Source organism: Bdellovibrio bacteriovorus (assembly GCF_025558485.1).
Lineage (GTDB): Bacteria > Bdellovibrionota > Bdellovibrionia > Bdellovibrionales > Bdellovibrionaceae > Bdellovibrio > Bdellovibrio bacteriovorus_G.
In genome coordinates, this window is record NZ_CP102930.1 from 930,639 (window position 1) to 951,141 (window position 20,503).

Below are 20,503 nucleotides of genomic sequence, written 5' to 3' on the forward strand. Positions count from 1 at the left end.
GACCAAAGCTTTAGGACAATAGTTGGGGGTTCTTTTCCTGAATTGGTGGATAGACCGGAATGACAACAATAAATTCAGTGCCTACGCCCATTTCGGAACGCGCCTGAATTTCACCGCCATGATTTTGAACGATACCATAAGAGATACTCAGCCCCAAACCGGTACCTTGTCCGACACCTTTTGTCGTGAAGAACGGGTCGAAGATTTTTTCCAAAACATCCGCCGACATGCCTTTACCACTGTCTTGAATTGAGACTTGCACCCAACCCCGCTTGTCTTTGGAACCTTTAAAGTCCTTCAAAGCAATGGTGGAAATCCAGATATGCCCACTGCCTTCAATTGCCTGAACAGCGTTGGAAAGGATATTCATGAAGACCTGATTGATCTGGCTGGCATAACAATGAATCAACGGAGTTGGCTCATACTGTCGATGAATTTCGATGCGATTTTTAATCTCCCCTTGCAGAAGATTCAGCGTCGTATCCAGACTTTGATGAACGTCGATCTCCTGAAGTTTTGCCTCTTCCAAGCGCGAGAAATTACGCAAGCCCAGGACAATGTCCCGCGTGCGCCGAGCTCCATCCTGACAGGATGCCACCAGCTTTGGCAGGTCCTTCACGATATAGTCAAATTCATATTCCTCTTTCAACGCCGGAAGCTTTGGCGGATCTTTTTCCGCCACTTCAGCAAGCTCAATCAGCTTTTCAGAATACTCTTTCAAGTGAGTCATGTTGCTGTAGATAAAGCCGATCGGATTATTCAGTTCGTGCGCCACGCCGGCCACCAACTGCCCCAGACTGACCATCTTCGCTGAATGCACCAGCTTGGTCTGCGTGTCTTTAAGCTCTTTGTTGGCGGCTTCAAGTTCAGTGATCTTCTTGCGCAGATCTGAACGGGCCACCCAGATTTTTTTGCTCATTTCATTGAAGGATTCCGTCAAAAGCCCGATTTCCGTATCATTCTTCACCGGAATGGTGACGGCTTGTTCCTGCGACTCAAACGACTGCAGAGCTTCCACCAGATCATAAAGCGGTTTCAACACCCAGCTGGAAGTAACCAGAATAGTCAGAATCAAAAGAATAATAACGGCACCCACGACGCTGATGAAGGCATAGTTCACGTTCTTCAGCACGGCCTTGGCTTCAATTTTCGAGGCCCCCAAGGCCACGTAAAATTTTGTGATGCCCCAGTCAATCGGGTAAATCAGAAAGCCATAGGGATTACTGCGCACATTCAGGTCAAAGAACGGCTCTGCCCCCGGACGGAAGTACGACTTGAAGAAATCTTTTTTATAAAGGTAAAAATCCGGGTGACTGGCCACCACCACCTGACCGTTGTCAGAGAAAAAAATCAGCTCCAGCTTCAGACGGCTTTTGATTTTTCCAACAAAAGCGCGGTTCAGATCCACGATCTGTTCCATGTAGCCCACCAGACGCCCGCCAGCTCCGGTCACTTTGGAAATCAGGATCAGATTAACCTTTTGCTTATCGCCAAATTCAGCCAGGGCAATTTCTTTTTCGTCTTTTACCTGCGCCATGTATTTCGCAGAAAGAAAGACGGCATCCTGAACCGGAACAAAACTGCGCACATTGTCCTTTTCGTCCTTAAAGACAGAGGCCAGCATGCGTCCTTCACGATTAAAGAACGTCAGACTGGACAGACTGTCGGTTTTAATCCACTGGGACGAAATATTACGAATTGTCCCGCTATCGCCTTCGGACATGTGATAGATCAGACTGGGATCACGAACATAACGATCCCGCTTCTGCGCCAGACTGGAGCGCAGGTCAGTTAGCAGTAAATCAATTTCGCGGGCATTGCCGCTAAGACGCTGAGACAGCTCGTGATCAATGGCCTTTTCATATTTGATCATGGAATAGCCCGTGACGAACGCCAGGGGCACGACGGAAAACAGAACAAACCAGACAATCAAGATCGTGCGCAATGATCGTTTAGGTTTCTTCCTGAGTGTTTTCACTTTTTCGTTTCATCCAAGGTAAAGATCAAACGAATGATTCCATCAGGCATCACGCGCGGGTGTTTTTCTTTGGAAAACTTAGGCTTGCCATAGGCCGCAAGAGAATTCATCAGGTCCTGATATTTCGCTTCCGGAATCGTAAAGTGATAGTACATGGACGTGGGGGTTTTCTTCCAACCCAGCTCTACGGAGCCGGCTTTACGCCCACCCAGCTCGATAATCTTATCCGTTACTTTTGGCCCGATGGTTTCAATATTTGTGGCTTCGATTTCACCACGATAAAGGAATCCGCCACCACCCGTGACCGCAGGCACTTCCGCCGCCTTTTCAGGTGTTTTGGCCGCCACAGTTGTCGGAGTCGGCGTCGGTGTGGCTGGAGAAGCTTTCACGTCGGGTTTCACCGAAGCCTTGTCCGGTGATTTGGCAGTGACCTCTGCTGGAGTTTCCTTTGCCCCTTCATCCACGAACTCCGGCTGTTCTTCAACCACGGCAGTGGTTTCTGTTTTGGAAATTTCAGCCAGCACCATATCTTTAGAGCCACCCAAAGAACCCAGCTGCATCACCTTCTGCCATGGTGTCACAGATAGCAGGGTCACAATTACACCCACAACCACCAAAGCTTCCAATCCCCACTTCAAGCCCTGAGGCCACTTGTCGAAGTTGGACTTTTGCATCAGCACTGTCAGATAGCTGGAAGGGGCATTGATTTGCTCAATGATCGGTTCAGAAACACGGGTGTCGGCCAGACGTTCTGCATACTTTTGGCCGTTTTCAATTTTGCTTAAATCCAGCTGTGCATCCCGGGAAAACTTCACATGATCAGCCACAGCTGCACGGCGTTCCGGGTCCAGACTGTCCGTCAGGAAATCATACAAGAGCTCATGCCCGATAAACGGTGACATCTCTCGTTTGTTCTTTTTGGAAAGAGGTATCTTATTTTCCTGTTGAGCCATTTTTTACTTTACTCACACCTTGGGTCATACTGCCCAGCTTGCGCAATGCCCGACCCAAACGATAACGAATGGTGCCTTCGGTAATTCCCAAGCCTGCGGAAATATCATCATCATGAATCTTCAAAATTTTGGACCAGATTACAGTCAAAAGTTCGTCTTCAGAGGCGGTCTTTTGAAATTCACGCCACGGTCCCAGATCCAGGGACTCTGGAATCAACCAGCCGGATTCCACAGTGGTGTTCGGACGACCACGAGAAACACGCACTTTATACTTGTCCCAAACAGATTTGGTAGCCGCCACAATAGCCACAGAATTTTTTATTTCAGGATTTCGATTCTTGCGTCCCCGACAAAGGACCAGAGCTTGTGATGAGGCCTCTATCGCCTTTTGATCATCGAGCAAAGAGAAATAGAAAAATAGAGCGATAGATTGTACGTCAGACTCTGTCATCGCAGTCATATTATCAGGTAATTCGGAAACAATCTAACAGGCTGTTAAAAAAGTCCAGTCACACCGAAACACCAAAACGGCATTTCGGCGGAACCTTGAAAAGCAATTAATCGACAGTCAGCTGTCTTAGAAGGTCGAGCTGGTCAAGCACCTTGCCAGAACCCATAACCACACAGCTCAATGGATCTTCCGCGATGGAAACCGGCAGTCCAGTTCTTTCTCTTAGAAGCACGTCCAGGTTCGCCAGCAATGCGCCCCCGCCGGTCAGAACAATTCCGTTATCCACGATATCAGAAGCCAGTTCTGGCGGAGTTTTTTCCAAAGCCGTACGAACAGCGTCCACCACTTCAGACAATGGGTCCATCAAAGCATCGTTCACTTGAGAAGAAGTGATTTCGATGGTCTTCGGAGCACCGGCAACCAGGTCACGACCTTTGATCTCCATGGATTTTTCTTCTTCAAACGGATAGGCGTTACCAATTTGGATTTTGATGTTTTCAGCAGTTCTTTCACCGATCAGAAGATTGAACTGACGACGAACATAGTTCACGATCGCTTCGTCAAACTTGTCACCGGCAACTTTGATGGATTTGCAATAAACGATACCACCCAAAGAGATCACCGCAACGCCCGTTGTACCACCGCCCATATCGACAACCATGTTGCCGGATGGTTCCGTGATCGGAAGACCCGCACCAATCGCCGCTGCCATTGGTTCCTCGATCAGATACACTTCACGAGCCCCCGCAGATTGCGCCGCCTCTTTCACAGACGACGCCACGGTACTTCATACGTTTGTACTTACCGCACAAGCACTCGTAGTCCTTGATAGGACCGATACATGTCGCAGAAACTTCTTTTTCCGTTTCCTCGTTTGTGACCTTCAGGGAAATCGGATACCCCAAAGCAGAGCGCACAGAGAAGCGGTACTCGCCCTTTTGCTGAGACAAATCAATTTCACCCTGAGCCGCACGTTGAGCCACAGACGGCGTCATAACAAAACGAGCCCGTCCATATGTATCAATCAAACTGCCCAGAATGTCGTAAGCATGTTCAGATCTCGCATTCCAGAACATGTCGCGATAAATCTGACGACGTTGAGGATTGAACGGATTCATATTTTGAATCACCGTGCGATCGCGCAAGTCCATGCCGTTGACTTCACAGCGAGCCGTGCTCATGCCCTGCAAGCCGCCAGTTGGGGAAATTGTCGATCCCGTCGTGCACATGCGATTGAAAGTTTCCACACGCATTTCGCGCGCGCAGTTGTTGTTAAGAGCATCATTTAACAAAGCATCACAGTAAGCTGCTTTGGACGCCAGCTTCTGCTTGCCGGTCGTGCAGCCGTTTTGATGATATTCGTAAGTGAATTCAGAAGTCGTCCCCGGCACTTGCGGTGTGGGACTGTTCGGATTCACAACAACAGGAGGATTTGTCCCACCACCACCGCCGCCACCATTGGAGCAAGCTGCCAACGACAGGGTCAGAGCCGAAAGAATTATTGGTAAGTGAAAACGCATAGGCACCTCCAAAACAGGGAACCACCCCTGTTGTATCAAAGAGTCTGCCAGCGCCCTCTGCACATAGGTTCCATAATGAGACGCTCAACATGTTAAAGTTTTGTCACCAGTGACATTTTGAGACACTTTCACGCCAGCATGAATGATCCTCGCCTAAATATAAGGAAACATATACCGATAAGTTATATAGCATGAACGTAACTGGTATCGGAGTCCTTCTCCTCTTATTCGTGGGTCTTACCACGGGCTGCACCATCAATGGTCAGTTGTGGGACTTCAATTCTCTAACACCGCCTTTTTTGACCGATTCCGAAGGCAATAAACTCGAATCATTTATCATCAACTCGCAAGACCCCATTAATCAGTATCCCCTCAAAGGTGACTGCTTTTACGAAGGCCAGCGCATCGACATCACCATTGCGCCAGTCACCACCGCACCGTCTGACTTGTCAGATGCAAAAAAGTTTTCCGCGATTTGTTCCAAGGGTGTCTTTGAATTGTCCGTTGATACTCAAGGCTGGCCGGACACTGAATACAAAGTAAAGCTGGAGGTCACATCCAAAGCGGGAGTCAAGTCCTCCAATGAAACCGCTGTGGTTAAGGATATTCAGGCACCACTCGTTAGTTTTTCCACACCTTTACCCACAGAGGTTGGCAACTCTCTGGTAACACAACTTCCGGTGGATGGAAATTGCGAAAGCAGTGATGGTCCCGTTAGCATTTCTTCCGCAGACACAGTGCTGGCAACACTTCCCTGCACTCATGACACCTTCACTGGCCTGCTGACCGCCGCTGTTCTAAGTGACGGTGCCGCTCAACTGCAAGTGTCCCAGACAGATGCCGCGGGTAATAAAGGCACCGCACTCAGTTCCACTTTTAACAAAGACACGCAAGCACCTCTATTCCCGGTTACCCTTGGACCATTGGGCCCGGCCCTTTCCAATGACAGCTCGAATCGTACAATTTCCATCACAGTGCCGGCAGACGGCGCCACTGAGTACCGCTATATCATAGTGAAAGACACCAACTGCGAGGGCCAGTGGACGGCCTTGATGAACACTGCCCCCGTAAGCGCTAGCACCCCCGCAACGATCACTTTCAATGGCGACGGTGACTATCGTCTTTGCCTGATCGCAGGTGATCAGGCCGGGAACTGGCAGCCAGAAGAAGGTATGATCGAATCCGGCACGATCACTCTGGATACAACAGCGCCAGTCCTGACGATTCTGTCACCGACCGATGGAAGCAAACACAAATCCGCTGTGACCGTCACAGGATCTTGCGAAGCCGGAACCTCTGTTTCCGCAACAGGTAACTTCACGCCGTCTCCGAATGACACCATCTGCTCTGCGGGGGGAAGTTTCTCTTTGAACCTGACATTGTCTGCTGGCGATGGGAATAAAGCACTGCTGCTGTCGTCCTCGGACGCCGCAGGTAACACCACGTCTCATGCCGCGTGGAATTTGATTCGTGACAATGCTATTACAGCCCCGTCTATCACACTTGTCACGGCTTCGGTGACCAACGATCCGCTGGCGAAGTTTACAGCCAATGATTGCAGTGACGCGACTTTTATTCTGCTAAAAGAAATCAACGCCCCACCCACACTGGCTGATTCCGGCTGGCTGCCCTGTTCTACCACCGCGCAAAATTATAGTTTTGATTTTAGCGCCAACGGTGATCAACAGGGGCTTCGCAATGTCCGCTTCTATGCCCGTGATGAAGCCGGAAATATTTCAACTGCCACGGTGGTCACCATCACCTATGACAGCAAGGCTCCTATTCTGACATTGGACCCTGTCCCCACACTTGCCATCAATGTCAGCTATCCGTTTGTTGTCTATGTCACAGAAGCCACCGTGTCGGCGGCAGCCACACTTTATCTTGATTATTCCACCGATGGCGGGAGCACTTGGAATGTCGCCACCAGTCGCGCCTTGGGACTTGCCGGTCCCATGAATAACAAATCCTTTACCGTGAACTGGACGCCAAACGCCTACAACACCGGAGTCCTGGTCCGCGCCCGCCTGACAGACACGCATGGCCTGACCGGAACAGGAACCAGCAATGCCTTTGATGTCATTCTTGACACCATTGCACCCGTCATCGCCACAGGCGAAATGAAAATCAACGGTCAGCTAAATCCCGATGACACCGTTCGCTCTTATGTGACTGTAAGTTTAAAGGCCACGGATGCAGAAACAGCCATCACCAAGTTCTGCCTGAAAACCGGCAACAGTGCACCGAACGCCTCTGACAGTTGCTGGGTCAGTGTCAAAGCACCCAAGCCCGGTCTGGAAGAGCTTCCCACTTTAAATTTAGCGGACTTTGATTTCTTCCTGGGAATCAACTTTGGCACCTACAACATTTATGCATGGGTAATGGATGTCGGTGGCAATATCAGCACCAACTCCGCCACACTGACAAAAGACTACAACACCATCGACTATATCAACGATCCACCACCTGAGGTCACAAAGTTCCTGACTGTAAATTCCACCACCCCGGCCAATCCGCCCAACACCTTTGATATGAACTTCGCAAATGGGGCTCCGGTTCACATCAGTTGGCAGGCCAGTGACAATGGCACCATCGCCAAAGTCGAGCTCTACTATGCTGAAGACGGCCAGCCCTTTACTTTGATTACAGACACGCTGGCAAATAACTCCAGCAACTCTTCCGCGTGCTCGTATTCAGCTCCCCGCACAGGTTGCTATCTTTGGAATTCCATCATCGCCAACGATGTGTTCTTTAAACTGCAAATTCGTGTGACTGACAATAACGGTCAGACATCTCAGGTCACCAGTCCTCCATTAAATAGTGGCGCCTACAATCTGCTGGCCGGAAATCAGGACCCCGGACACAACGGCAACGCCAAAAGCACGGTCTTTAACACCAGTGTGGGCAATGACACGGCACCCGGCACGCTCTTGGTGGCAACAGACGGTAAAATCTTTTTTAATGATTCATCATTCGGAATTATTTACATCGATCCAAAAACCAATAACTCCAAAGTTCTGCTGCGCCTGACAAAAGAGGGCGAGGATTCTTTTGGTGATGGCATTCCCGTGGAACAAGCCCGCGCCAAGGCCATTTTGCGCACCGCTTTGGATTATCAGAATCGTATTCTGATCTATGACCGCTATATGATCCGCAGAATTGACACCAACGTCACACCCATGATCATTGAAACATTGATCGGGGCTGATCCGGCAGGAAATCTGGGGACAGACACCGCCGACACTGTTGCCGACCCTCGCGATTTAAAAATCAATCTGACCCAGGTGCCGACTCTTGATGAAACCTGGGCGATTCGCAAACGCTCACCGTTTATCCCCATGCCCAATGGAGACTTGTATTTTGTATCTGACAAACCCGGCGCGGCACCCAATAACGGGGGGCGCATCCGCCTTTACAAGGGATCTCTGGCAGTTCCCCGTGTCGAAACAATCCGCTTCTCCGGAACCGGGGTGAATGGTTTGCCATCCTGGGATCTGAATTCCAATATCTATTCCTTCTTCAGTCTGCGCTACGACCCTTCCACCAGCACTTTGATCAAAGCTTATGTACAGGCGGTTTATTCTGTCCCGGGAAATTCCTACGGACCCATGACAGAACTTAATACAACAACCTTTGTTGGCAACGGTGTATTCCCCGTGCACCCTTTCACCAACTCTTCGCTTGTATATTACGATGTGCATGCGATGGATGGCCGGGTCTATCGGGCCAATCGTTATACCGACAACAGCGTGAACCAGTTGCAGGATGATGGAAGCTGGCTGCGTGTACTGGGCACGGGAGCTTCCGGTGAATGCATCGACGGCACCGACGCCACTTCCTGCCCGGTGGCCCTGGACGACGTCTTTGTGGATCGCTATGGGCGCATGTTCTTTTCCACTCGAGGAATTATCAAAACAGTTGTTGCCGGCAAAGTTTATACTTTATTTGGTCAACGAAAAGACGCCGGGGACGGCGGCACCGGATTTGATATGCGCATGGCCTCGCTATTTTATATTGATCACGGTGTGGGTGATAATATTCTTCTGCTGGATCACCAACAAAACAAACTGCGTGAAGTGGCCCCGGGGGCTTCACCTGAGGTTCGTCTGGTGGCCGGAAATGGCACAAACACCAACGTCAACTTCGCTGTGGCTGCAAATGCTCAGGGTATTAAACTTGGGAACTGGGTCGAACCAAATGCCTTTGCCTCCAACCCAGCCAATGGCGACATCTATATGAACTGTGCGCAGAACGACGTGCTGATCACGCCGCCAAGCACTTATAAAGCCTATCACAGCCTGTGCCGCTTAAATCGCGCCACCGGTTTGTGGGAACAAATTATGAACGGTGAAGGCGGAACTCCAGCCTCCACTCAATCCAATGTCGCCTATGGTGATTTACTGATGACAGGATATGCTCCGTCAGTCATGGCCTACAAAGGCGGCAACTTCCTTGTGAACTTTATGTACTGGAATGGCACGGCTCACAACGACACGACCCTGCGTCTGGTGACTCCGGCAACCACTGCCTACGTGGGCGGACGCATAGGTGTGGATTCGGATTTGGATGACTGTCCTGATGGCGTGGCAACGAATTGTTCATTGGGACCAACGGGGCCTCATCGCACGGGAACGCCCACTTACTTTGACCCATTGGGGGGCTGGCTGTACAAACCCGCAACGAATGCGGCGATTACGACCCCGAATTTGCATGTGCTGTATTCAGGAAATGTGAAAACACTTCTGACCCTGCCACAGCAGCCCTCCAGCTTTGTCTATGACAACACTGGCGCACTTTATTACTGCGGTGGCACCGACAGAAAGCTATACAAAGTCGTCATTCACAATATCGGGGATCTTTCCAATACGGCAGTCTGGCCGCTGGCGGAAGGGGTTCACTATACAACAACAGAGCTGCCATTCCCTGCAAGCTCTATCGCGTGTCAGGGGCGTCGTATTCTGATTAAGCCCGCCTCAGGACCAAAACCAAAACGACTGGTCTTTATGGCCATGCAGAACGGGCTTCCGGCTATTTCTGAATACTTCCTGCCTTAAAACTAGAAGTGCTTTTTCCATTCCACTTCATGCGCCATGTATTCGGTCAGCATGTGCTTTTCATCTTTAAGACGGCTGTCATTCCATCCCAGTTTTTCCTGGAATATCTGACCAATTTCATCCATGTGCTTCACACCGTGATTGCGGTCCGCAAGGAACAAAGGCACACGGCGGGCATAGAAGTCCCGCATGTGCAGACACATTGTGGAATCAATGGCCTGAGCCGCCTCCAACTGCCAGTACGTCATGTCTGAGGAGTATTTATTTAAAATCTCCTCCCCTTCCATGCCATAGCGTTCAGCCAGAAGCTTCATTTCATCCAACGGGCGTCCGGTTTCATGCGACCATACATCTGTTTGAACCCGGGCCTGCTGGAAAGCATCCACGCTGGTGTATGGATTCAGCGGCTTCATCGTGTCGGACTTGCTCCAAGCCACCCGTTCTTCAAACGAAAACGATTGCAAGGCCGCATCGACAGTCTGTTCACACATCAAACGATAAGTCGTGTATTTTCCACCAGCCACAAAAGTCACGCCACGGTCATCATTGATGATCGTGTGTTCCCGGCTGGTTTTTCCTTCGCTGCTGGAACCGTCATTTACCAAAGGACGGACCCCGGCATAGCTTGCGATAATATCGTGTGCTGTCAGATTCGCACCCGGGAAATAATGATCCGTGATCGACAAAAGATACTTTACATCTTCGGGAGTCGCCGAAACATTTTCCGGGGATTCTTTAAAGTCGGTGTCCGTCGTGCCAATAATGATCATTTCATGACGTGGAATTCCAAAAACGATTCGATCGCTTTTCTCGGCCCCCATCACCACAGCACTATTTAACGGCAGACGATGTTTTGGCAAAGTCAGATGAATACCTTTTGTCGGGCGCAGGATATTCTTCCAGTCGTTGAAGATTTTCGCACCCAAATCATCCGTCCACGGTCCAACACTGCTAATAACGTGACGGGCCTTGATAGAAAACTTTTCTTTTACCTGCTGATCCTCGCACAGGACTGAATCAATTTTTCCATCTGATCCGTAATGAACACCCACGGCCTTTACGTAGTTCACACACAAGGCGCCATTTTCATTTGCTGAACGCAAAGTTTCGTGAACCAGACGATCATCGTCCATATAGGCATCAGAATAAATGTAAGAACCCAGCAAATGCTGTTGGCGCAAAGCCGGCATGTGATCCATGGATTCCTTGGCATTCAGGCGTTCATGCATTTCCGGCGCCTGAAACAAGGACAAGGCATCGTAAAGCCACATCCCCATCCCCATTTTGAACATACCCACGCGACTTTCCTCATAAAGAGGAATCATAAATCTCAACGGATGAACCAGATGCGGAGCCATCTCGAACAAACGTGTGCGTTCGTTCAAGGCCTCAAAGACAAGTTTGAATTCCATATTTTCAAGGTAACGAATCCCACCATGAATCAGCTTACTGGATTTTGAAGAGGTTCCGGATGCAAAATCACGTGCTTCGATCAAAGCCACTTTCATGCCCCGGGCCGAAGCGTCCCGCGCTACTCCCGCACCGTTGATTCCCCCGCCGATAATGACCAGGTCAAATTCCTGAGTCTTCATCCTGTTGATATTCTGGATCCGGTTTGCGAAGGAGAAATTCTTCATAGCTTTATCCTTTTGTCGTCTTCACACTAAGCGTACCCGGCTGCCAGTTTTCCGGCTTGAAGCCCTTGACTGAATTTGGCACGCCATTTTCATTGGGGAAGTAAACCCTTTGCAAATGTTTTTCCCGGCCCAGCTTGTAAGCCAGCTCACATAATTCATCGCGTGCCTGCAACGAGTTGTACTGCACATGTTCCACCCACAAAGTCTGCGTCTGTCCATCAAGGAACAGCAACGGCTGCGCAATGAAATAGCCCATCAGCTTGTTGGTGTCCTGCTCCAGAGCCAGAAAGCTCCAGCCCAAAGCAATATAATGATTCAGAGCCTCGACGCGAAACTTGGAGTTCCAGCTGGCTATCATTCTTTCCATCTCATCTGGATAAGCTTCTGCAAGTTTCTTATTTTCCAGATCCAAAATTTGCTGCAAATCTTCCGACTGAATCACTCGACAATAAAGGCTCATGCCCTCAGGTCTCCTTGTCATTTTTCTTTTCATATTTCATACTAAGAGCCTATGAAATACAAAGATTATTCCGCCGACATTTGGAAGCGCATAAATACGACACTGGACCTCATTCTGAAAGAAGATTCTGCACCCGTGGCTGCTTTTGATGCGGATGGAACTTTGTGGGATACCGATTTGGGGGAAACTTTCTTCCATCACCAGATCGACAACAAGCTGGTAACGCTTCCACCAGAGCCTTGGGAACACTATCAGTCCATGAAAGCGGAAAATCCCGCCAAAGCCTACCTTTGGCTAGCTCAAATCTGTCAGGGGCAAAAGCTGGAGCAAATTCACAGCTGGGCTATCGACGCCGTCAAAGGGCATTTTCCTTTACCCGTTTTCACCGAGCAAAAGAAGCTGATTGATCTGTTTTTATCCAAAGGTGTGCGCATCTATGTCGTCACTGCCTCTGTCAAATGGGCCGTGGAACCCGGCGCTGAAATGCTGGGACTGAAGAAAGAGGACGTCATCGGAATTGAAACCGTCGTCGAAAACGGCACGATCACCAGCTCTCAAAAAGGACTGATCACCTATAAGCAGGGAAAAGTGGATGCGCTGCTTGAAAAAACCGGAGGAAAAAAACCGTTCTTCGCATCTGGCAACACCATGGGTGACTATCAGCTGCTGCAATCTGCCACACATCTGGGGCTGGCAGTCAGTGCCGCTGCACGCGATGACCGGTTATTTAAAACTGAACAGGAACTTCAGGAGAATGCTGAAAAGTTCTCCTGGCTTTCTCACCGGTTTATCTAACAAAATGTCTATACCAGCGGGGGAGTTTCTCCACCGCGCCGGTGGATTGTTCCCTCAACCACCCAAATCTGTTGCTGTGATTGAATCACTGAAGTTATAGCAGTGTCTTCACGAGGAGACACGGGTGGTAAGTCTTGAGGCCGACTTTGCGTTGCATGAGCTGTTCTTTTCCAAAACCGACTTCAAAGGCCTGATTCAAACCGGCAACAAAGTATTTCTTCGTGTCAGCGAGTATCACGAGGATGAAATTCTGCGACGTCCTCACAACATCATTCGCCATCCTGATATGCCCCGTTGTGTTTTTAAGCTCTTCTGGAGCTTCCTGAAAAGCAACCGCCCTATCTGCGCCTACGTCAAAAACCAAAGCAAAAGCGGTCGTTTCTACTGGGTCTTTGCCATGGCCTTTCCAATGGGGGATGGCTATCTTTCCATTCGCTTAAAGCCCAGCACCGCACTTATGTGCGAAATCCAAACAGTATATGCCGATATTCTAAAAAAAGAGCACGAAGGTGCCTCAATGGATGACGCCACTGCGGAACTATTAAAAGTCCTGCAGGAGAAAGGGTTTTCCTCGTATGAAGATTTTATGAATGAAGCCCTTCTGGCTGAAATGAAATCGCGGGACGGCCTGCTGACATTAACCCAGGAAAATCTGTTACCAACATCAACCTCTGCCAGCGGCCTTTTGGAAGGGCTGCTGATGGCATCACGGGCCTGCACAGAAACCGCACGAAATGCCTTTCGCGTGGCAGATCAACTTAGCGAAAGAACCCACACCCTAAAGGCCAAATCCCAGGCCATTGATGAAATCTGCCGGGAAGTCCAAATGGTCACCACCAACCTGACCATCTCGGCAGCCAAGCTGGGAGAGGTCGGAAAACCTCTGGGTGTTGTTTCCAACAATCTGGAAAAGCTGGCCCAGGATATATTGAGCAATTCACTGGAGTTCGAGAAAACCTTTACCTCGTTCCATCAGGCCACTGCCGGGATGTATCTGGCTATCGGGATTTCCCGCTTTCAAATCGAAATGATGAATCATCTGATCGAAGAAACCCTGCACCGGGAAAATGCAAATAGCACCATCGACGAAAAGCAGGAACAATTGCTGGTGCAAAACTGCGATCTGCTGAAACAGCTCATTTCAGCCAATTTCACCATCGCTCTAGCCACCGCCAAAGAACTCACCACAAAAAACAAATCCCTGATCCGCTCGATCAGCATGCTTTCCAAAGTGACAGCCGGAATGGATGTTATTTGTGTTGTGGGAAAAATCGAGATGTCCCGGGTCAAGGAGCTTTCCTCTTCACTCGATGCCCTGCTGGGGGACATGGAGGATTTAACAGAGAGCTTTAAAAAGATCCTGCGCGCCATCGAAAGTGAAAGTAAATGGGGCCTGGGACTGTCCAACGAATTACGCGAGCAACTGCTGTTCATTTCCCAGAATCTACGCAAAGTGGATCGCGCCATCACGGCATAAAAAAAGCCCTCTGACAGCAGAGGGCTTTTTTCGATTAAGCTTTACCTACAACCTTTTCAATATCCGCAATTTCTTTTGGCACTGAAGAGGTCATGTTTTCAGAACCTGTCGAAGTCACACGCAGATTGTCTTCAATACGAATACCGATTCCACGGTATTTCTGAGGAGCTGACGTATCATCCGCAGGAATATAAAGGCCTGGTTCGATGGTGAAACACATGTTTGCCTCAATAGGACGAGGCTCGCCTTTTTTAAAGTACAAACCCGCATCGTGAACATCCATACCCAGCCAGTGACCAATACCATGTGGGTAGTATTTCTTCTGTGCCAAAGACTGAATCAGGTCATCTTTACGACCGGACAACAAACCAAGATCCAGCATAAGATCCGTCAAAAGCGATGTGCCCATGTCATGCAGTTCCTTAAATACAATCCCCGGCTTAACGAAATCACAGATCTCTTTTTGAACTTTCAGAACACCTTCATACACACGAGCCTGCTCATCAGTGAATTTACCATTCACAGGATAAGTGCGCGTGATATCGCCAGTGTAGTAGTTAAACTCCGCCCCGGCGTCGATCAACAGAAGATCCCCGTCCTGACAGACTTGATCGTTGAAATTATAGTGCAGGGTTGTTGCCGCATTTCCAGAGGCCACGATGTAGTTGTAACCCTCGCGCGCTGAACCTCTCATGTAGAAGTTGTGCGCCAGCACCCCTTGAACCTGACGTTCCGTCACACCCGGACGGGTAAAGCGCATCGCCGCCAAATGAGCCTGTGCAGAGATCTCGCAAGCCTCACGCAACTGGGTCAGTTCGTATTCAGACTTTACCAGACGCATTTCACCCAGCAATGTATCCGCATCGACAATAGTCAAAAGGCCATTGCCCATACGGCCTTGCAGAGCTTTGACGCTTTCTAAAACGTCCTGCATCTTGTGATCCATTTCTGGATTCTTATACTGACGGTAATAAATGCGATCGACTTCTTTCAGAAGCTGCGGAGCCACCTTGCTGAACTCATCAATTGGATAAGCCTTATCTACCTTGAATTCACGCTCGCACCCTTCCGGCCCATAGCGAAAACCGTCCCAGGTCTCCCTTTCCACATCACGACGGCGCACAAACATCACCGTTTCAGGCTTCAGGCCCGGACGATAGATCAAAACAGATTCTGGCTCTTCCCATCCTGTCAGATAAAAAAGATTGGAATCCTGTCGGTAAGGAAAATGACAGTCGTGGTTACGAATGTATTCCGGATGTGAAGCCACCACCAAAGCAGCTCCTGGGATCTGCTCTCCGGCTTGTCTTCTTCTCTCGGCAAAAATGTTCATGTCATACGTGGGTTTTCTGCTCATAAAATTCTCCTAAAGACCCCATTTGCGCGTCAGATTTTTCAACTGCTTGGCTGCGGAATCCGCGCCCTTGTTCATAATCTCACGACGCTTTTCAAAATCCATAATACCATAACTGGACGTATCAAGTGAAATGACAGTGTCAACTCCCGGCAAAGGCTTATTATACAGTCCCGCCACTTCACTCCATAATACGTTATCCGTTGCCTGTGCATCCAAAGTAAACGGTTTAGACCCGCCCGGCGACTGAAGGACATTTACAAAGACGATGTAATTGGCCCCCTTCTGGCGCAAATAGTTCGCCAATGCCGTAATGTCACGAATGCCAGCAACACTGTTTTGATACGGCTTAAAGAATGGCGGGTATGCCATGCACAGATACATCAACTGGTCGATACCACCACGATTCATCAGATAAACTTGATTCTTTTTCAGATTGTAGGACGGGCACGCAAATGGAACCTTAAAGTCCTCAACCTTGGCGCGATTAAAGGCCACGCCCACAAAGTCCTTCAGCACAGTGACGTCATTGTTCTTATTCACGCCACCCAGCAAAGATTTTTTCAGAACCTCTTCATCCTTCAACTTGAACATCTGCCATTCAACGTCGTTGGCCAGCTCCTTATTTGCATACAAGGCCGCCATAGGGGATGCAAATTCCACCCCGCCGATAGCGTACACCGGAACCTTGGCTCTTTGCAGTTCATGCAAGAATCCAATATGCGCGTATGTCTTGGCCCCGCCAGCCCCCAGAATCACACCGATCTTGGGCATTGTTGGAATCACCGGCGCAGGAGGTGGTGTTGGCGGAACTTCAGCCATTTCCTCGTCGTCAGACTCGACAGGCGGAGGAGTTCCGATGTCTTCTCTTTCCTGCGGACGCTGTTGCTGAACAGCTCCCGGACGGGACGGCGTGGATGGTGTCGTGGCTTTACGAACATCTTCCCGGGTTCGAATGCTTTGACAGCTTGCCAGAAACAGGAACAACACCAGCCAGCTAGACTTTTTGTGCATAGATGAAAAATTCATTATTTCCGTCCTTTCCCTGAATCGGAGATGGGAAGTAGTCGAGCACCCTGAATCCATTTTGAGAACAAAGAGTCTTTATTCTCGTCTCGACCTCTGCATACAAAGAAACATCTTTGACTATACCCCCCTTTGCAAGGCCGTCAACGCCGACCTCGAATTGGGGCTTTACCAGACTTAAAAGACAGCCTTCGGTCTTAAGAAAACCTGTCAACTCCGGTACAATCAAAGCTATTGAAATAAAAGAAACATCCATCACCACCAGATCAAATTTTTCAGAAGGTGTGGATTTCAGAACCTGCTCATCTTTGGAAAGATTACGGGCATTGATGCCTTCAATCACTTGCAAGCGGTGGTCCTTTAGCAGCTGCGGATGAACCTGACCATGTCCCACATCCACACCCAAAACCTGTTCTGCCCCCTGCTGCAAAAGACAATCCGTGAAGCCCCCTGTGGAAATTCCCACATCCAGAACCTTCAGGCCCTGCGGGGACTTCTTCACATGCGCCAAAGCGCCTTCAAGCTTCAATCCTCCGCGGGAAACAAAGCGATTGGCCGGCCCCGCATCCACGGAGATAAGATCCACCTGTGCCCGAGTCACCGCGTAGCTGGATTTCTTTAAAACTTTTTTCTGTGCGTTTTCAAAAAGAAACACCTGACCGGCTTCGATCAGTTCCTGTGCGTGAGTGCGCGATTGCGCCAGACCCTTTTCGACAAGATAAAGATCCAAGCGCATTTTTTCCGACATAAAGACTACACCTGACGATTCTGATTAAAGCTGATAAGGAATTCCAGCATAGGTGCATCCGCAGAAACCTTGCGAAGCTCCGCCAATGTGGAGGCGCTGATATCACTCAGATAGGTTTTTGTACCTTCAAGCCCCAGAATACCTGTGAAGCTGCGCAGATCCTGCCCTTTTTCACCGTGATCCAGAACATCGTCCGCCACCTGGAAAGCCAGTCCCAGACCTTCACCAAATTTTTTCAAGCTTTCGATTTCTGTCGGCTTGGCCCCGGCAATCACCGCAGCCCCTTCCACCGCCACACGAATCAGCGCACCGGTTTTCAGACGATGCAAGTGCGTCAGCTCTTCCAAGGACATTTGCCTGTCACCCGCGCGAAGATCAATGGCCTGACCTCCGACCATTCCACGGATACCCGCAGCTCCGGACAACAAACGACTTAACTGCGCCACCAAGAAACTATTATCGCTATAACCTTCCGCAATCAACATGAACGCCTCTGTTAAAAGAGCATCACCAGACAGCAGGGCAAAATCCTCACCAAAAACCTTGTGATTGGTTGGCTTGCCCCGGCGCATGTCATCGTTATCCATGCAGGGAAGATCATCGTGAATCAAAGAATAGGTGTGAATCAATTCCACCGCGGCTGCGAAAGGAAGAATCTTTTCTTTCCCCGCACCAAACAGCTCCCCCACCAACAAGGAAAGCACCGGACGGAAACGTTTGCCGCCATTGGTGGCAGAATAAAGCATGGACTTGCGCAATTCAGCGATGGCCGCCCCGTCAGGAAGCTCCATTTCAGACAGATACTTTTCCACAAACTGATTCACAGCCTGGGTGCGTGCCGCAATTTCCTGTTCAATCTGAATTGCCAAATCCAAGATTAGTTCTCCTCGGGAGTAAAATCAGAAGTCACCGGCTGACCATCAGCCCCTACAGACATCAGAAGCTTTACTTTGGATTCTGCTTCATTCAGACGCTGATGACATTCGCGGGAAAGCTTCACGCCTTCCTCAAAAAGCTTCAGTGATTCCTCCAAAGCCAAATCACCTTTTTCCATTTTCTGAACGATCTCTTCCAAACGACCCAGTTTTTTCTCGAAATCCATTTATTCCCCTTTCACACTGTCAACGACAGCGGTCAGTGAGCCCTGAGCCAGACGGATATCCAAAAGATCCCCTTTTTTCACCTGGCCAGATGATTTAATAACAACACGTTCCTTGGTCACGATGGAATAGCCGCGCTCCACCACCTTCAGGGGGCTAAGGCTGTCAAGCATTCCCATCACTTTACCCATGCGGGCTTTTTTACGCTCGATAGAAAACAGCAGCGCTTTTTCTGTGCGCGCTTTCAAGTACTCCAGATCCTTTTTCTTTTCATCAATCAGATCCTGAGGGCTTCCCAGTTTTTCCGTCAGAAGCTCCACCTTGTGATGGCGTTCAGACAACCGACGATTCATCGCAAATTCCAGACGATTCAAAAGATCATCATTGCGAAGCTCCAGATCCTGAAGACGACGTTGCGGGTCCACCAAGCGCTTGGAAAGGCCCGTCATCTTTTCACGCAGATACTTCATCTTCTTTTCAAAAGTCAGTTTCAGCATGCGCTCCAAAGAGACAACCTTATTAGCCAGCTCTCCGGAACTTTTGGCCACCAGCTCTGCCGCCGCCGATGGAGTGGGAGCGCGCAAATCCGCAACAAAATCCGCAATGGTAAAATCAATTTCATGTCCGACAGCTGAAATCACCGGCACCGGACTGGCAGCAATCAAACGAGCCAGCTTTTCATCATTAAAGCACCACATGTCTTCAATTGAGCCGCCGCCACGACCCACAATCACCACATCCACACCCGGAAGTGCTGTGGCTTTCCTGAACGCCTCACAAATCTGCGGAGCAGCCGCCTCGCCCTGAACAATCGTGGGCACCACCGTCACTTGAATTGATTTTACACGACGGGAAAGCACGTTCAGAATATCACGAATCGCCGCTCCCGTCGGAGACGTCACGATCGCAATATGGCGCGGGAAAGTCGGAATCGGTCTTTTCTTGCCTGACTCAAAAAGTCCTTCAGCCTTCAGTTTCATTTTCAGCTGTTCAAAAGCCTTTTGCAAAGCACCGGCGCCAACAGGTTCCATCATCTCGCACATAAGCTGATAGTTCCCGCGCGGTTCGTACACCGTGATACGACCACGCACAATCACTTCCATTCCGTCCGTCGGCTTGAACTTCAAACGTGCATTGTGACCACGGAACATCACTGCGGTGATCTGGGATTTGGAATCTTTAAGACTGAAATAGAAATGCCCGGAGGTGTGTGCTTTAAAGTTGGAAATCTCCCCCTTCACCCACACTGTCCCAATCTGACCTTCCAGAAGTTGTTTGACATAGATATTAAGCTGCTCAACAGAGAGCACGGAAGGTTCATTGTTTTTTGTCAATAGATCCGCAGCCCCCAGATTGGCCTGGGCAGAAATATCTGTCTTGCGAAGAGCTTGATTAGGAGTATCCGACATGGGAGCAGAGGCTAATGCCCCCTCCCACGGGAGTCAATACATTGAGAGTCAACTCAAGAGCTAAAGAGAGGAATACCAGACGTTCTGTGCGGACCACAATCCGCCCACAAAAAAGCAAATCCACGCCAGAGATTTATGCTTCGTGATATTGGCGTAAGCCTGACCCAGGCGCTCGTGTCCGATCCTTGCCAGGACCGGGTTCTCCAACACAACAACCATCAGGAGTCCATAGAAAAAAACCACAAACGGAAAAATAAAATCGAGCTTTTCTGGCGTCATAAGCAATTTATCGGAGCTTTGCCGGAAAGTAAGAGTCCGGTTTGATTGACGACTTTAAAAGACCTGCTAGAATAGACTTCAGAAGGGTTCGACGGCGTAAAGCTCTATCGAAAATAAACCTTACAAGCATATTTTTGGGGACTGTCCCTGACAATGGTGAGCAAGCTCAGCTCGTACTGAGAAGCCTAAAGTTGTTATCATGGTTACCCACCTTAGCTAAAACAGGTTTACTTTTTCAGAGTGGCCTTCGAGCCTTTTTTTA

At 49.4% G+C, this 20,503-nt stretch carries 15 protein-coding genes, 1 other RNA gene and 1 pseudogene; 4 read left to right on the forward strand and 13 right to left on the reverse strand.

All coding sequences use genetic code 11. The annotated features are described in order from the left end of the window. Window positions 1-10: 10 nt before the first annotated feature. The 5 genes and pseudogenes from EZJ49_RS04730 to EZJ49_RS04750 all read right to left on the reverse strand — a co-directional run bounded on the left by EZJ49_RS04730 (window position 11) and on the right by EZJ49_RS04750 (window position 4,902). Window positions 11-1,978: an ATP-binding protein gene (locus EZJ49_RS04730; protein WP_262554803.1), complete on the reverse strand. Its 1,968-nt coding sequence runs from the start codon at window positions 1,976-1,978 to the stop codon at window positions 11-13. Then, window positions 1,975-2,931, reverse strand: coding sequence for a hypothetical protein (locus EZJ49_RS04735; protein ID WP_262554806.1), 957 nt, complete (start codon window positions 2,929-2,931; stop codon window positions 1,975-1,977). The genes EZJ49_RS04730 and EZJ49_RS04735 overlap by 4 nt, the downstream gene beginning before the upstream one ends. Next, entirely contained in the window at window positions 2,912-3,232 is a 321-nt protein-coding gene (locus EZJ49_RS04740) for a helix-turn-helix transcriptional regulator (protein WP_262554808.1), read from the reverse strand. The genes EZJ49_RS04735 and EZJ49_RS04740 overlap by 20 nt, the downstream gene beginning before the upstream one ends. Before the next feature lie 256 nt (window positions 3,233-3,488). Next, window positions 3,489-4,154 (reverse strand): annotated as a pseudogene (locus EZJ49_RS04745) (rod shape-determining protein); the annotation flags it as partial. After that, entirely contained in the window at window positions 4,117-4,902 is a 786-nt protein-coding gene (locus tag EZJ49_RS04750; protein ID WP_262554809.1) for a hypothetical protein, read from the reverse strand. The pseudogene EZJ49_RS04745 and the gene EZJ49_RS04750, both read right to left, overlap by 38 nt. A gap of 191 nt (window positions 4,903-5,093) precedes the next feature. Here EZJ49_RS04750 and EZJ49_RS04755 point away from each other — a divergent pair, with 191 nt between their 5' ends. After that, window positions 5,094-9,956 carry a hemagglutinin gene (locus tag EZJ49_RS04755; RefSeq protein ID WP_262554811.1) on the forward strand — a complete coding sequence of 1,621 codons (4,863 nt, stop codon included), beginning with the start codon at window positions 5,094-5,096 and terminating at the stop codon, window positions 9,954-9,956. 2 nt (window positions 9,957-9,958) lie between these two features. On the opposite strand, the gene EZJ49_RS04760 is transcribed toward EZJ49_RS04755, so the two are convergent. Both EZJ49_RS04760 and EZJ49_RS04765 read right to left on the reverse strand, forming a co-directional pair. Continuing rightward, window positions 9,959-11,593 (reverse strand): glycerol-3-phosphate dehydrogenase/oxidase, encoded by a 1,635-nt coding sequence (locus EZJ49_RS04760; protein WP_262554813.1) that lies wholly within the window; start codon window positions 11,591-11,593, stop codon window positions 9,959-9,961. Between the two features lie 4 nt (window positions 11,594-11,597). Further along, window positions 11,598-12,053 carry a hypothetical protein gene (locus EZJ49_RS04765; RefSeq protein WP_262554815.1) on the reverse strand — a complete coding sequence of 152 codons (456 nt, stop codon included), beginning with the start codon at window positions 12,051-12,053 and terminating at the stop codon, window positions 11,598-11,600. Window positions 12,054-12,104: 51 nt separating this feature from the next. Here EZJ49_RS04765 and EZJ49_RS04770 point away from each other — a divergent pair, with 51 nt between their 5' ends. Together EZJ49_RS04770 and EZJ49_RS04775 are read left to right on the forward strand one after the other, a co-directional pair. Next, on the forward strand, window positions 12,105-12,848 hold the full coding sequence (locus tag EZJ49_RS04770) for an HAD family hydrolase (RefSeq protein WP_262554817.1): 744 nt from the start codon (window positions 12,105-12,107) through the stop codon (window positions 12,846-12,848). 124 nt (window positions 12,849-12,972) lie between these two features. After that, window positions 12,973-14,325 (forward strand): PAS domain-containing protein, encoded by a 1,353-nt coding sequence (locus tag EZJ49_RS04775; protein WP_262554819.1) that lies wholly within the window; start codon window positions 12,973-12,975, stop codon window positions 14,323-14,325. A gap of 34 nt (window positions 14,326-14,359) precedes the next feature. Here EZJ49_RS04775 and EZJ49_RS04780 read toward each other — a convergent pair whose 3' ends face one another. The 6 genes from EZJ49_RS04780 to xseA are packed head-to-tail and all read right to left on the reverse strand — an operon-like array spanning window position 14,360 to window position 19,962. Beyond that, window positions 14,360-15,682 (reverse strand): aminopeptidase P family protein, encoded by a 1,323-nt coding sequence (locus tag EZJ49_RS04780; RefSeq protein WP_262554820.1) that lies wholly within the window; start codon window positions 15,680-15,682, stop codon window positions 14,360-14,362. Between the two features lie 9 nt (window positions 15,683-15,691). Further along, complete coding sequence (locus EZJ49_RS04785) at window positions 15,692-16,708, reverse strand: patatin-like phospholipase family protein (RefSeq protein WP_262554821.1); 1,017 nt, start codon at window positions 16,706-16,708, stop codon at window positions 15,692-15,694. Beyond that, the gene (locus EZJ49_RS04790; RefSeq protein ID WP_262554822.1) at window positions 16,677-17,453 is read right to left on the reverse strand and encodes a TlyA family RNA methyltransferase; all 777 of its coding nucleotides are present in this window, start codon (window positions 17,451-17,453) and stop codon (window positions 16,677-16,679) included. The genes EZJ49_RS04785 and EZJ49_RS04790 overlap by 32 nt, the downstream gene beginning before the upstream one ends. Before the next feature lie 5 nt (window positions 17,454-17,458). Then, a complete protein-coding gene (locus EZJ49_RS04795; protein ID WP_262554823.1) occupies window positions 17,459-18,328 on the reverse strand; it encodes a polyprenyl synthetase family protein in 870 nt (289 codons plus the stop codon). 2 nt (window positions 18,329-18,330) lie between these two features. Continuing rightward, window positions 18,331-18,555, reverse strand: a complete 225-nt coding sequence (locus EZJ49_RS04800; RefSeq protein WP_262554824.1) for an exodeoxyribonuclease VII small subunit — start codon at window positions 18,553-18,555, stop codon at window positions 18,331-18,333. Further along, a complete protein-coding gene (gene xseA / locus EZJ49_RS04805; protein ID WP_262554825.1) occupies window positions 18,556-19,962 on the reverse strand; it encodes an exodeoxyribonuclease VII large subunit in 1,407 nt (468 codons plus the stop codon). Between the two features lie 359 nt (window positions 19,963-20,321). Here xseA and ssrS point away from each other — a divergent pair. After that, a non-coding RNA gene (gene ssrS / locus EZJ49_RS04810) (6S RNA) lies at window positions 20,322-20,501 on the forward strand. Window positions 20,502-20,503: the final 2 nt, after the last annotated feature.